Raw genomic sequence first — 12,662 nt, 5'->3', positions numbered from 1 at the left:
TCCGGACCGGCTCCGAGCGGCCCGGCGACTCGTCGGCCGACCGCCTCTGCCCAGCGGATTCCGAGGCCGGGGCCGGCGGAACCGAACCCCCGCCGACGGACCTCCGGAGCGCCGCCGAGCAGGGCGCCCACCTGGGCGACCGCGCCGGGGAAGGCGGGCTGGAGATCCCCGCGGGCGCCCTCGGGTCGGACCGGCCGGGATTGCGCCGAACCCGGCCGGTCCGCACGCGCGAACCGGTCGCGCGTCCCGCATTCCCGCACGGGGAGCGCGCCGACATCACCGACCGGTCCATGACGCCCGCCGAAGCGCCGGAGGTTTCCTTCGTCGGCGATCGGCTCCCCGTTCCGCGGCGTTCGGCTCGCCGTTGTGCCGCGTTCGGGTTCGGCGCCGGTGGGCGTGGGCGGCGGGGCGGCCCGGTCGCGCGGCGCGGCACCACCGGCCCCACGACTCGGTCCGCCCGTCGTGGTGTTGCGCACTCGTGCGAGTGCGGACGGCCCCCCTGGGATCGGCGCAGTTCGTACGGGCGAGGACGCGTCCTCGTGTCCTGGCGGTTCCGGGTCCCGGTGGACTCCGCCGGGCGGCGCCCGACCGGGCCGGCCGGACCGCTACCGCGGGGTGGTGTCGTCCGCCACGAAGGGCCCGCCGTGGCCGGGCACGATCAGGTCCGCCGCGGCCAGCACCCGCAGCCGGGAGGCGCGCAGCACCTCGCGGTCCGGGGCCACCGGGTCGTCCGCCGGGCCGTCGGCGTGCCACCACAGGTCGCCGGCGAAGGCCACCACGCCCGAGTCCGTGCCCGCCAGCAGGGTGATGTCCTCGGGGCTGTGGCCCGGGGTGCGGATCAGCCGCAGCGACGGGGTGAGTTCGTAGCCCTCGGCGTCCCGGTTGGTCCAGTGGTCGCCCAGGTACTCGACCTTGTGGTCGTGCACCCGGGCCCGGCCGAAGAGGCCCACGTTCATGGTGTTGTCGGGGTGGTGGTGGCTGAGCACCACGTCGGTGATGTCGTCGGGGCCGAGGCCCAGTTCCGCGAGCGGGGCGAGGATGTGGTCACGGCTCGCCACCATGCCCGGGTCGAAGATCACGTGCCGTCCGGCGTCGGAGATGTAGGAGACGGTGGCGGCGACCCCGGGGCCGGTGGAGCCCACGTAGCCGGTGGTCAGGACCTTGAAGGCGGCGCTGCGGCCGAGCGGTGCGTCTGTCATGGCTTCGATCCTTCCGGTCTTGACGGCGGCTCACGAGTGGCACGTCTGCCGGTGATCGCAGGATTCGTGCCAACCCTGTGCGACACTGCCTGCGTGCCGCCTTTCCGGACCGTCGCCGCCTACGTCCCGCCCGGCGTGGGCATGCTCGCCGTCGGCATCGTCACCGAGGTGTTCGGTCCGCACGGAGCGGCGGTGCCCGGTTTCGACTTCGCCCTCTGCTCCGACCGCCCCGGACCGGTGCCCACGGACTGCGGAGTGCCGCTCGCCGTCCCGCACGGACTGGACCGGTTCGCCGGCGCCGATCTGCTCATCGCGCTGCCCGGGGCCGGATTCCGTGAACCGCCCGCCCCCGCCGTGCTCGACGCGCTGCGGGCCGCGCACGCGCGCGGCGCCGTGGTCGCGGCCCACTGCGTCGGTACGTTCGCGCTCGCCGCCGCCGGACTGCTCACCGGCCGGCGGGCGACCACCCACTGGCGGTTCGCCGACCTGCTCGCCGGCCGCTACCCGGACGTCACGGTGGCCCCGGACGCGCTCTACATCGACGACGGAGACGTCGTCACGGGCGCCGGAGCCGCCGCGGGTTTCGACCTCTGCCTCCACCTGCTGAGGCGGGAGTACGGCGCCGCCCTGGCCAATGCCGTCGCCCGCGACATGGTGCTGGCCTCCCACCGCGACGGCGGGCAGGCCCAGTACCTGGCCGCGCCCGTCCCCGGGAACGGCCAGGACGAGCGGCTCGCCGAGGTCCTCGGCTGGGCCCGCGAGCACCTCCACGAGCCCCTGCCCGTCACGGAACTGGCCCGCCGCGCCCTGATGAGCAGGCGCTCCTTCGCCCGCCGCTTCACCGCCGCGACCGGCACCACCCCGCACGCCTGGCTGCGGGACCTGCGCCTGAGCCGGGCCGAGGAACTCCTCGAAGCCACCGACCTGCCGGTCGAGGAGATCGCCCGCCGGGTCGGCTACGGAAGCGCCGCCGTCCTGCGCGAACAGTTCGTGCGGCGCCGGGGAGTCCCGCCCCGCGCCTACCGGCGCGCTTTCACCGGCACGCCGTGACGGCCCGGCAGGTCCGCCCCGGCCCCCGACGTCCACCGTCGCCCCACGCCCGGCGGACGTCCGGCCGTGCGCCCTACGGGGCACGAGGGCGTTCGCGGACGGCGGCCGTGCTGTCGGACCCTCCTCCCATCCCGGCCGCGGGTACGGGGACTCGCCGCTCCGGAGGGTGCGCAATCTTCGCAGAAGCGTCACAGCTGGGTCTGGAACCCTCACAGCCGGGCTGCCTAGGCTCCGCATGCGTACGACGACGTGCGCGGAGCCGCCGACGACCGGTGTGGGCCGGCCACCCCGGCAGCACGGGAAGACCACATGGACTACTGCGCACCCTGCCGCCGCCATCTGAACGGCGCGATGACCTGCCCCGGCTGCGGGGCCCCCGCGGCGACCCGGGAGACCCTGCCGGACGCGACCCTGACGCTGTCCCAGGGACCACCGGCCGCCGTGCCACCGCCCGCTGTGCCACCGCCTCCGGCGGCCGGCCGGTCCGCCGCACCGGCCCGGTCCCGGCGTTCCGGGCGCCGGCCGGCGCGGCGGGCCGGCGTGCTCGCGCTCTCCGTCGTCGGCCTGGCAGTCGCGGGGCTCGGTGTCGCGGCCCTCGCCGCGAACGGCAGTGAGGGCGCCTCGCCCGCGCCGGCCGCGGGCGGGCCGGTCGCGACGCCCACGCCGAGTGCCCCGACCTCCGCCGCGCCCCCCACCGCGACGGGCGTGACCACGGTCCCGGCCGCGCCGACCACACAGCGCACCGGCGCCAGCCGTACCGCCTCCGCCACCGCCCCGGCCACCAGGAGCACCGCCCCGGCCGCGCCGACGAGCAGTCGTGCCCCGGAGTCGCCGCCTCCCGTCCCGGCCGCATCGAGCACGGCCCCGCCCACCGCCCCGCAGCCCTCGACGGCCGCTCCGCACCCCTCGGCCACCGTCACCGCGAAGCCGACGCCCACCTGCATGCCGTTCCTCTTCTGGTGCACGTAGCGGGCCGCCCGCTCGCCGCCCGCCCGGTCAGTCGCCGGGGGCGGGCACGCAGTCCCGGCAGACCGGTTGCCCGTCCTCCTCACGGGAGAAGCGGCTGCGGTGGTGGACCATGAAGCACCGCGCGCAGGTGAACTCGTCCCCCTGGACGGGCACCACCTGGACGGTGAGCTCCTCCCCGGAGAGGTCGGCGCCCGGCAGCTCCACGGACTCCGCCTCCTCCGCCACGTCCACGTCCGGCGTCCCGCCGGAACGCTCGGCACGCTGCCTCTTCAACTCCTCGACGCTGTCGACCTCCTCGTCGTCGCTGTTCGTACGCGGGGCGTCGTAGTCGGTTGCCACTGCTGCACCTTCCGTCGGAGGGATCCGGTACGCGCGGGGGGCGGACCGGATCGTCACGCCTCGGACCACTGTCCCCCGCGCCCGCCGATCACGCAGGCGGGGTCGCCGGCCGGGGCGTCCGCGACGGTCGCCGACGGCCCGCCGCCGCCGAACAAGCGAGGCCCTTGCCCCGGGCCGCCGGAAAGATTCGTACGAATAGGCGAGCGGCCCCCGGGGCAGTCGGGTGCTCGACACCGACTGCGGAGGTTCCGATGGTTCCCCTTCTTCTCGTTCTCCTGCTCGCTCTGCTCCTGTTCGGCGCCGGGTTCGCACTGAAGATTCTCTGGTGGGTGGCGATCGCCGTACTGGTGCTGTGGCTGGTGGGCTTCGTGGCCCGTGGTACGCACTCCTCGGGCCGGCGCCACCGGTGGTACCGCTGGTAGGTCACGCCCTCAGGATCCGGCCCGGCGGCGGGGCGCACGCGTGGAGCGTGCGCCCCGCCGCCGCGTGTCCGGACCAGGTCCTCCCCGAAAGGGTGGTCGCCGCGGCAGGCGGCCGTGCTGGGACGGCTCACCGGGGAGGGGAACGCCGGCCCGCCGCACCGGTGCGGCTCGGGCGTCGCCCGAATGATCGCCTGGAGTGGCAGTCGGCGTAATGCGGGCCAGGCTTGAACCGGGCAGATCCGTTTGCTTCCTTCGCCCGCCCGGCCCGGCGCCGGCCCGTTCCCCCGATCCAGGAGACCTCGATGTCCCGCCCCCTGACCATAACCCTGCCTGTCTCGGGGTCGGGTCCCGTACCCGACACCGCCGCCCCCGACCTCACCCCCGTTCCCCTGCGGGTGAACCAGCCGTCCCCCGCCCCGCTCGGCGGCGACCTCGCGGCGGCGATGATGAGCGCCGCGGCCAGCCGCCCGGTGGAGGAAGTCGCCGATCTGCTCTGCCACCTGAACCCGGCCCACACTCCGACCCTGGCCCCGGTCCTCCACGGAGCGGTCGCCGCCCGCCCGGTCGAGGACCTGGTCCGCCTCCTGATCCTCCTGAGACCCCGCGACAGCACCGGCGCCGACCAGATCCTGCGCGCCGCCGTCCTCACCAGACCCACGGGCGACGTCGCCCACCTCACCGCCCTGCTCGCGGCCGAAGCCGACAGCGGCATCCAGGCGGCCCTGCACGCGGCCGCGTCGCTGCGCCCGGTGGCCGATGTCGCCCACCTCGTCCAGCTGCTCCGGCCCGCTCCGGTCGCGGACCGGCCGGCCGGGCCCTCGACGAGCGGTGACGACACGGAACCCCTGGCGGCCGTCGCGGAGCAGGCCCCGCCCGACGCCGCCGCTCTGCCGCCGGCGCGGGTGCTGTCGAGGGCACGGCCCCGCGAGGAGCGCCCGCCGCTCCGGTGGCCCGCCGCCGCGGCCCTGGTGATGACGGGTGCGCTCCATGTGCCGCTGGTGGCCGCCCTCTGGGGCCAGAACCCGGACGTCTCGGTGGTCGCCGGCCTCAGCGCCCTGTGCCTGCTCCTCGCCGTCCCGCTCGGCGTGCGCGGCACGCCGTGGACGTGGATCGCCGGCGTCGTGCCGGCCGCGGCCGCGTTCGCCGGCTACCTGCTGTTCGACACCATGGTCCCCGTGCGGGTGGCGGTCGGCATCATCGAGTGGCAGGGCCGGTTCGGGCCGGCCGCGCTCGCCTGCGAGGCCGCCGTCCTCGTGCTGACGCTCACCCACGCGCTCACCCCCCGGCGTCGTCGTACAAGCGTCGGGGCCGGCCGCCGGGCCGTCCGTCGTACCTGACACCCGTGGCGGGCCGCGCGGGTGCGTGATCCGCTCGCCGTCGCGGCCCGGTGGCGCCGCCGCCCGGTGGGCGGCTCGTCCCGGATCGGTTGGCCCACACCCCTGTCGGGGGCGGGTGTGTGGGGGAGCGGGCTCAGGCCCGGGGACGCGGCCGCGCCGCCCTCCGGCCGGTGACGGCGGAGGGCGGCGCGGGCGTGGCCGGTCCGTCAGGTGGCGATGGTGGCGACGGGCTCCAGGCCGTAGGTGCGGGCGTAGCCGTTCTCGGTGCCGACGAGAAGATCGACGACCTCGAAGTAGCGGTCCCAGAACGGGGTTTCGCGCAGTGCGTCGATGAGCAGCTGGTAGGCGTGGTGGCTGTCGGCCTCCCACACCCAGACGTCGGTGACGCGCGCGGAGTAGAACTCCGTGTCGTAGAAGCGTGACCGGACACCGGTGGTCCTGGCCTCGATCGCGGGCAGGACCTGGGTGGTGAAGGCCTCGACGCGTTGCGGGACGGTCAGCGCGAGCCACTCGGGGGTGGTCTTGACGAGCATGAACGCCGTGACCGGCGGTTCGGTGACTTCAGCGGACATCGGGGTGCCTCCAGAGCGGCAGGTGGTCTCGGTACGTCGCGCCACCGGGGGTCCCGGCGGCGGACGGTGGGGCCTCGGGAGAGGCCGGCGGGGCCTCAGGAGAGGACGGCGGGCTTGAGGGTCCGGGCGCACCACTGCTCGAAGCCGGTGGGGGAGGCGGTGTCCGGAGTACGGACGACACCGGCGTCCAGGCCCTGGTCCTTGGCCCGCTTCATGTCGACGATGCCCCGGACGAACGCCTCGTCGAGGCCGTAGTGGACGAGGGTGGTGTACAGGTCGTCGAAGGCCTGGCGCTCGTAGCGGACCGGGCGGCCCAACTGCTCGGTCATGATGCGGGCCAGGTCGTTGGGGGACAGGTCCTGCGGCCCGAGGACGGGCACGCTGCCGTTGCCGGTCCACGAGCGGTCCAGCAGCAGACCGGCGGCGACGGCCGCGATGTCGGCGGCGGCGACCAACGGGGCCTTGCGGTCGGCGTCGACGACGTCGGTGAAGACGCCGGTCTCGCGGATCGAGTCGGCCTCCTCCAGCAGGTTCTCGAAGAAGGACGGGTTGGCCAGGGCCCGGTAGGCGACACCGCTGTGGGCGATGAGGTCGTCCAGCGCGAGCGAGGCGGTGACCAGGCCGGCCCGGTCGGCGAGCGGGGTGCCGCGGCCGAGCGCCGAGACGCCCACCACATGGCCGACGCCGTGGTCGGCGAGCGCCCGCACGGCGGGTCCGCTGAAGCCGCTGTAGGCGTCGTACGGGGTGAGGGAGGCGTCCGGCGGGGCGAGCCAGAAGACGGCGTCCGCGCCCCGGAAGGCCCGGTCGACGACCTCGGCGTCCCCGTGCGAGCCGGCGATCACCTCCACGCGTCCGCGCGCCGCGTCCGGAAGCCGGTCGGGGTCGCGCACGACGACGCGCAGTTCCTCGCCCGCGGCGGGCGCGGACTCCAGGAGCCGGGACAGCAGCGGACGGCCGATGTTGCCGGTGGGAGCGGTAATGACGATCATGAAAACCTCGTGGTTCGTGCCGGTCGGTAGGCCCCCATCCTGCTGAGGACTCCAGTGCTGCCACAATGGGAACTTCGGCACGCAATCATTGACTGAAATGGAATGATGCTGGTGAGCAGCCCGGATCCGGTCCTCGACGCCAATCTCGCCGTCGCGTTGGACGCCCTGCTGGCCGAGCACAGCGTGACCCGCGCCGCCGCCCGGCTGCACACCTCGCCCGCCGCCATGAGCCGCACGCTGGCCCGTCTGCGCCGCACGCTGCAGGATCCGCTGCTGGTCCGGGCCGGCCAGACCATGGTCCCCACCCCGCGCGCCCAGGCCCTGCGCGAGGAGGCCGCGGCCGTGGTGCAGCGCCTCGGAGTCCTGCTCAGCCCCGGGACCGGCGTCGACCCCGCCACCCTGCGCACCACCTTCACCCTCCAGGCGGCCGACCTGGTCGGCGCGGCCCTGGCCCCCGGGCTGCTGCGCCTGGCCGAGCGGGAGGCGCCGGGAGTCTCGTTCCGGCTCCTGGCCGAGGAGTTGGAGGCCGGCCCGGCCCTGCGCGACGGCCGGATCGACCTGGAGGTGGGGTCCATCGACCACGTGGACCCCGAGACCAGGGTCGAGGAACTGGTGGGCCTGCGAATGGTCGCGGCCGTCCGGCCCGGCCATCCGCTGACCGAAGGACCCCTGACCGCGGCTCGGCTCGCCGCCGCCCCGCACGTCGCGGTCAGCCGCCGGGGCCGGTTCACCGGCCCCCTCGACACCGCCCTGGCCGAGCAGGACCTCCGGCGGCGGGTCGGTGTCGTCCTCCCCAGCCACCTGGCCGCCATGGCCCTCGCCGCCCGCAGTGACGTCGTCTGCCTCGTACCGGCCGCACTCCCCGGTGCCGCGCCCTCGCCCCTCACCGACGACGCGCTCGCCCTCGGACTGCGCCTGCTGGACATCCCGCTGGCACTGCCGCCCGTGACGATCGGCATGGCGTGGCACCCGCGCCACGCGGCCGACCGGGCCCACCACTGGCTGCGCGACGCCGTCCGCCGGACCTTGGGCCCACCTGGGAACCCCGCTGCCACCTGAGAGGCCGTCGGCCGTCCGCGTCGGCGATCGGTGGCCGGGGGGCTGTGCCGCCCCGGCCACGCCCGACGCATGGCAGCCGGGCGGGGCGGACCCAGGGCCGCCACCGGGGGGATGGCGACGGTCCTGGGAACCGCACGGGCGTCGCGCGCTGACCCCGACCGACCCGGGGGGATGGCCCGGTCGGGAGGTGCGACGCCCTGACGCCCTTCTGACCCCGATCACGTCGGGCAAACCCCGTCGGCCGACCGAGTTCGACACCGCCCCGCCACGGCCGGCGTCCTGCCCCCCGCGCCGGGGGCCGTCGTCGGCGCACGGTCCGCTTCGGCGCCCGGTGGCCCGGGGCGGATCCCGGCCCGCGACTCCGGCGGCATCGGCATCAACGGTACTCAGCCGCACGCTGGACACGCCGGTCGGTCGCTCCGGGCCCACAGCATGCCTGACCAGTACGATCGGCGCCGGTGAAGCGGTGCGGGGCGGAGCCACGGACGGCGCCCGCCGAGGACCCGCCTCCGTCGCCGGAGCCGCGCGCGAAACCAGTGCACGGCACGCCCGCCGGTCGAGCCGTTCCGCGCCGCTTCGGGGGCGTGACCTCGCCCTTCGCGCGGACCGCCCCAAGCCCCTGCCGTCCGCCCGTGTCCCTGGGAAGGAATCCGCCATGACCTACGCCGTGGACTTCGGCACCGTATCGACCGTCGGCCTGGAGTCGTCGCCCGTCGCGGACGCACTCGCCGGCCTGCGGGCGAACGAGGCCCGCTACTTCAAGAACAAGTACGACCACGTCTTCACCGTGGAACCCGCGGACCAGGCCGCGGAGGTCGTCGACTGGGTGCACCGGATCCTGCGGGAGGAACGCGAGATCGTCATCGCGTCCAGGCCCCTGGAGGCCACGTCCTTCCAGGTCGAGGACATCCGGATGGCCTACGTCTTCTACGAGAGCGGACTGTCGGTCAACGTGATGTACACCGTCGACGATGCCGGGAAGCGAGCGGTCGGGTTCAAGCTCTCGGACGGGATGGACGTTCCGGAGGAGCTCGCCCAGCGGTTCAAGTTCGCCCGCCAGAAGTCGAAGCTCGCCGGGACGATCCGCGGATCGTACTTCGTCATCAAGAACGAGTACTGAGCCGCGCCCGAGCCGGAAAGGGATCTTGCGGAACCAGACACAGGGCCGGAGGCCTGCCGCTGTGGGCGCACCTCGTGAGCGGCGGTCGCCGGACCTGCCCGGCGGCCGTCGTCGGCGTCGCCGGTGGCCCCGGGGAGCTATGCGGACCGCGAAGCGCTGTGTCGGGGGCACGCGCAGGGCGGCCAGGTGCTCTTGGCGAGCGGCACCGGGGCGACGGGCGCGTACTCCTCCCGCCGCTCGACGGCGTCCAGTGGTCGCCCGTCGGCGTCCACCCGGTACGTGCGGATCCACATCCGCCCCGTCGTCCGGCCGGACCTGGCCGTGGGCCTCCCGCCGCGGACCGGGCCGTCGCCGGTACTGCTGACCATGGAACCCTCCTCTGACCGCCTCGGCCTTGAGTTCAACAAGTGGACGAACAAACTGTTCGATTGGCCTCTGCTTCCTTGAAGGTACGCCAGGGCCCGCCGATTCCGAAGGATTCCGCAGCACCTTCTCAGTCGATCATTCGACTCATGAAGCAAGCCGCCGCCGAGGGTGATGGGGCGAATACGGTAGGTGAGAGCGCGTCCCGGCCGAGTCCCGCGCCCCGCCCGCCGCGCGGGCGCGGGCGGGGGCGGTCGGCTGGGCCGCGACCGGGCGCCGCAGCCGTTCGGCGGCGGTCAGGAGGTGCGGACGAGGGTGTCGTCCACGGTGAAGGTGGTCTGGAGCGAAGGGTCCTCGGTACCGGTGAACGTGATCGTCACGGTCCGGCCGGCGAACGCGGACAGGTCGTAGCCGCGCAGGGTGTAGCCGGGAGCGGCGTCGAGGTTGCTGAAGGCGGCCAGCGTGGTGCCGTCGGCCGACACCGTCAGCCTGTCGTACGCGGTCGCCCCGGACTCGGCGGTGCCGATGTGCAGGTAGAAGCCGAGGGTGGCGCGGCAGCCGGCCGCGAGGGCGACCGACTGGGACAGCGTGTCGGTGTGGGACGAGCCGTAGCCGCCGAGCCAGGCCTTCCAGCCGCCGCTGTGGGCGGGCTCCCGACCGGCGTTGTCGATGACGCCGGCGGTCGTGGTCCAGGGCGCGGCACTGCCGGTCTCGAAGCCGGGATTGCCGAGCAGCTGGATGCCGGTACAGCTGTCGCCGGTGCCGGTGGCCGTCCACCCGGAGGAGGCCGATCCGGACGCGTCGGAGGTGGCGGCCGCTGCGCCGGGTGGGGCGACGGCGAGCAGGCCGGTGGCCGCCACGGCGAGCGCGGACAGGACGGCGAGGAGTCCGCGCGGCCGCGACGGACGCGGGCTGCGGGGGGAGTGGTGGCGCAAAGGTCGACCCTCCGTGGGACGAGGGCGCGGCCGGTGCCGGCGGGGGTGCGCGCCGGTACGGGCTCGGGCCCGTGCTGACGGTACTCGGCATGTGCGGGCCCGCCCCGGCGGTCGGCCGGGGGCCGGCTGGTGCGGCGCGCTGTACGGGGACCGGGGCGCCCCGAGTCTGAGGGGGCGCCTCCCACTGTCGGGGCCGTGACATGCGTGCGGGATGTCGGCGGACCCACCATCTGCTGAAGTGGCCATGACGTTACTGACGGGCCGTTGGATCCCTCAAGGAGCTGCGCACAGCCTTTACCGCGCCTTGCCCATCACTTGCCCGGCGGATGGGACGGGTTCGCCCGGCCGGCCGGAGCGGAGCCCGGCCGGTGTGCTCCCCGTCCCCGAATCGGCATCGCGGCAGCCGGGTTGGGGTTAGCCTGTCGATATGGTTGCAAACTACAAAGAAGAAGTGGCCATGTACGACGCGGAGTTCGTCAGCGCCCCCGCGCTGATCCTCCGGTCCCTCGCCCGCGACCCCGATCGGCCGGCCGTCACCACCGCCGACGGTGCCACGATCACCGCGGGCGAACTGGTCGACGCCACCTACCGCCTGGCCCAGGAACTCCTCGCCCGGGGCGTCACCCGGGGCTCTACCGTCTCGCTGCTCACCGGCAACACACCCGAGGCGCTCAGCGCCCGTTACGCCGCCGGACTCGCCGGCGCCCGGCTGGTCAACCTGTACGACGGCATGAGCGCCCCGGTGCTCGCCGAGATCGTCACGAGCGTCGACACCGCCGTCCTCCTCGTGGATGCCGAACGGTACGCGACCGCACCCGAGTTGCTCGCCCTGGTCGACGTGCCGACCGTGCTGACCCTGGGCCCCGGCCCGGGGGCGGTTGGCGGGGACGCGGTCGGCGGGGACGCGATCGGTGAGGACGTGATCGCCGCCGCCGCCCGCCGGCCCGCCGAGCCCCCGGCCGTGCGGGTCGGCCCGGACGACGACCTGGGCATCCGGCACACCGGTGGTACCACGGGCATCCCGAAGGGCATCCTCAGTCTGCACGGCCCCTACCGCAGGGTCTTCGACGTCCCGTTCGGCCCGCAGGGTGACAAGCGCCGCCTCCTGGCGGCCACCTCGCTGGCCCATCTCGCGGGCGTGCTGGCCGATCTGACGCTGTACCACGGCGGCTCGGTGTTCCTGCAGCGCTCCTTCGACCCCGGGGAGGTGCTGGCCGCCGTCGAGCGCGAACGCATCACCGATCTGTGGGTCCTGCCTCCGCTGCTCTACCGGCTGCTGGACCACCCGGCGATCACCGGCACCGACCTGTCCAGCCTGGAGCGGATCCTGTACGGCGGCTGCGTCGCCTCACCGACCCGGGTCCGCGAGGCGATCAAGGTGTTCGGGCCGATCCTGGCGAGCGGCTACGGGATGTCGGAGGCGCAGAACATCGCCGCCCTCGGCCCGCACGAGCACGACCGGGTCGGGCACGGCGGCCGGCTCTCCGTCGGCCGCCCCCTCCCGGGCGTCGAGGTGGCGATCCGCTCCGGCGACGGCACCGAGCTGCCGGCCGGTGAGCTGGGCGAGATCCACGTCCGCTCGCGCACCCTCATGGCGGGGTACTGGAAGCGGCCCGACCTCACCGCCGAGGTGCTGCGCGAGGGCTGGCTGAACACCGGCGACATCGGCCACCTCGACCAGGACGGCTTCCTCTACCTGGCCGACCGCCTCACCGACAAGATCATCGTGGTCGGCGGGCACGTCTACCCCTCCGAGCTGGAGGACGTGCTCCTCACCCACCCGGCCGTCGCCGAGTGCGTCGTCCTCGGCCTGCGCGATGCCCAGCAGGCCGAACACGTCCACGCCGTGGTCGTCCCCGCCCCGGGACACCGTCCGGAGCTGGACGAGATCCGGGCCTTCGTCACCGCCCGCCAGGGCCGCATCTACGCCCCGGAGGCCCTGCACCTGGTGCCCGAGATCCCGCTCACCCCCGTGGGCAAGCCGGACAGGAAGCGCCTGCGCGACACCCTCCCGGGCTGACCGGGCCCGGGTGTGGCGCTCGCTCCGCACCGGAGGAGGGCGCCACATCCGGCGGGCGCGAGGACCGTTCCCCCGTCCCCGTCCCCGGTCCCGGCGAGACGATCGAGGGTCGGCGCGGGGTGTCGGCGGGCGCTGCCCGGGTTCCGGTCGCCGTCGGTGCCTTCGAGCATGAGGGTGGTCTCCTCGATGCGGCGGAAGCGGCCGCCGTCGACGAGCTCGTTGTGGACCTCGACGGAGCCGCCGGTCACGACCGTGCGCAGCGCACGCGATTTCCCGGGGGATGAAACG

General features: G+C 74.8%; 13 protein-coding genes and 1 pseudogene. 6 read left to right on the top strand and 8 right to left on the bottom strand.

The genetic code is table 11. The annotated features are described in order from the left end of the window. Positions 1-605: 605 nt before the first annotated feature. Positions 606-1,199 carry an MBL fold metallo-hydrolase gene (locus OG618_RS01445; RefSeq protein WP_329485251.1) on the bottom strand — a complete coding sequence of 198 codons (594 nt, stop codon included), beginning with the start codon at positions 1,197-1,199 and terminating at the stop codon, positions 606-608. Positions 1,200-1,340: 141 nt separating this feature from the next. Between OG618_RS01445 and OG618_RS01440 the strand changes: the two genes are divergently transcribed. Continuing rightward, positions 1,341-2,249 carry a GlxA family transcriptional regulator gene (locus OG618_RS01440; protein ID WP_329491975.1) on the top strand — a complete coding sequence of 303 codons (909 nt, stop codon included), beginning with the start codon at positions 1,341-1,343 and terminating at the stop codon, positions 2,247-2,249. Between the two features lie 314 nt (positions 2,250-2,563). Here OG618_RS01440 and OG618_RS01435 read toward each other — a convergent pair whose 3' ends face one another. Next, a complete protein-coding gene (locus OG618_RS01435) occupies positions 2,564-3,193 on the bottom strand; it encodes a hypothetical protein (protein ID WP_329485249.1) in 630 nt (209 codons plus the stop codon). A 52-nt stretch (positions 3,194-3,245) separates the two neighbouring features. Further along, positions 3,246-3,557, bottom strand: a complete 312-nt coding sequence (locus OG618_RS01430; protein WP_329485247.1) for a DUF4193 domain-containing protein — start codon at positions 3,555-3,557, stop codon at positions 3,246-3,248. Between the two features lie 251 nt (positions 3,558-3,808). On the opposite strand from OG618_RS01430, the gene OG618_RS01425 reads away from it, so the two are divergent. Further along, entirely contained in the window at positions 3,809-3,979 is a 171-nt protein-coding gene (locus tag OG618_RS01425; protein ID WP_329485246.1) for a hydrophobic protein, read from the top strand. Positions 3,980-4,281: 302 nt separating this feature from the next. Beyond that, complete coding sequence (locus OG618_RS01420) at positions 4,282-5,316, top strand: hypothetical protein (RefSeq protein WP_329485245.1); 1,035 nt, start codon at positions 4,282-4,284, stop codon at positions 5,314-5,316. A 206-nt stretch (positions 5,317-5,522) separates the two neighbouring features. Here the strand turns inward: OG618_RS01420 and OG618_RS01415 are convergent, their stop codons facing one another. Next, on the bottom strand, positions 5,523-5,888 hold the full coding sequence (locus OG618_RS01415) for a darcynin family protein (RefSeq protein WP_329485244.1): 366 nt from the start codon (positions 5,886-5,888) through the stop codon (positions 5,523-5,525). Between the two features lie 95 nt (positions 5,889-5,983). Then, on the bottom strand, positions 5,984-6,877 hold the full coding sequence (locus tag OG618_RS01410) for an NAD(P)H-binding protein (protein ID WP_329485243.1): 894 nt from the start codon (positions 6,875-6,877) through the stop codon (positions 5,984-5,986). A gap of 102 nt (positions 6,878-6,979) precedes the next feature. On the opposite strand from OG618_RS01410, the gene OG618_RS01405 reads away from it, so the two are divergent. Both OG618_RS01405 and OG618_RS01400 read left to right on the top strand, forming a co-directional pair. After that, positions 6,980-7,936 carry a LysR family transcriptional regulator gene (locus tag OG618_RS01405; protein WP_329485242.1) on the top strand — a complete coding sequence of 319 codons (957 nt, stop codon included), beginning with the start codon at positions 6,980-6,982 and terminating at the stop codon, positions 7,934-7,936. A 655-nt stretch (positions 7,937-8,591) separates the two neighbouring features. Next, positions 8,592-9,056, top strand: coding sequence for a phage tail protein (locus OG618_RS01400; RefSeq protein ID WP_329485240.1), 465 nt, complete (start codon positions 8,592-8,594; stop codon positions 9,054-9,056). 137 nt (positions 9,057-9,193) lie between these two features. On the opposite strand, the gene OG618_RS01395 is transcribed toward OG618_RS01400, so the two are convergent. Both OG618_RS01395 and OG618_RS01390 read right to left on the bottom strand, forming a co-directional pair. Beyond that, complete coding sequence (locus OG618_RS01395) at positions 9,194-9,424, bottom strand: hypothetical protein (protein ID WP_329485239.1); 231 nt, start codon at positions 9,422-9,424, stop codon at positions 9,194-9,196. 291 nt (positions 9,425-9,715) lie between these two features. Then, positions 9,716-10,354: a hypothetical protein gene (locus OG618_RS01390; protein WP_329485238.1), complete on the bottom strand. Its 639-nt coding sequence runs from the start codon at positions 10,352-10,354 to the stop codon at positions 9,716-9,718. Positions 10,355-10,781: 427 nt separating this feature from the next. On the opposite strand from OG618_RS01390, the gene OG618_RS01385 reads away from it, so the two are divergent. Further along, on the top strand, positions 10,782-12,374 hold the full coding sequence (locus tag OG618_RS01385; protein WP_329485237.1) for an AMP-binding protein: 1,593 nt from the start codon (positions 10,782-10,784) through the stop codon (positions 12,372-12,374). A gap of 125 nt (positions 12,375-12,499) precedes the next feature. On the opposite strand, the pseudogene OG618_RS01380 reads toward OG618_RS01385, so the two are convergent. Continuing rightward, a pseudogene (locus tag OG618_RS01380) lies at positions 12,500-12,634 on the bottom strand (nuclear transport factor 2 family protein); the annotation flags it as partial. Positions 12,635-12,662: the final 28 nt, after the last annotated feature.

Source organism: Kitasatospora sp. NBC_01246 (assembly GCF_036226505.1).
GTDB lineage: Bacteria > Actinomycetota > Actinomycetes > Streptomycetales > Streptomycetaceae > Kitasatospora.
This window is presented reverse-complemented; position numbering and strand designations above follow the sequence as displayed.